The 426-nt window shown below is 55.2% G+C and carries 2 pseudogenes; both read right to left on the reverse strand.

From position 1 onward, the window contains the following. A pseudogene (locus tag AC5ZGW_RS47195) lies at positions 1-173 on the reverse strand (mechanosensitive ion channel family protein); the annotation flags it as partial. 99 nt (positions 174-272) lie between these two features. Continuing rightward, a pseudogene (locus AC5ZGW_RS47200) lies at positions 273-426 on the reverse strand (adenylate/guanylate cyclase domain-containing protein); the annotation flags it as partial.

Below are 426 nucleotides of genomic sequence, written 5' to 3' on the forward strand. Positions count from 1 at the left end.
TGCGGAGAGATGCCGCCCAGATAGAGCACGAGGCTCATGCCGACAAAGAACAGAATCTGGGCGATCAGTCGGCCTGCCGGACGGTTGCTCCCCTGAACATGCCAAACGACGATACCGGCAATTCCGAGGATGTTGGTCAGAACAAGCGGCATCATGTGATCTTCGTTTAACATAGTTTAGACTCAGCAATAGCGGTCGGTTGCAATCGACGAAGGCCTTAGACTCAGGTGAAGCTACGCCTCAATGAGTCCACGCCCTCGTGGTGTGATCAATCACCCCACATGCATTCGAACACCCTTGGCACCGTTGAGGAGCCGCTTCAGATGAAAATTCGCCAGCGGATCGTCGGCGTTGAGACCGACCAGTGCCGCGAAGGCTGGCACCACGTCGGTGTCATTTGCCTCCAACTTGTTAAACGCAGTTGCA

The organism is Bradyrhizobium sp. Crot121 (assembly GCF_059512385.1).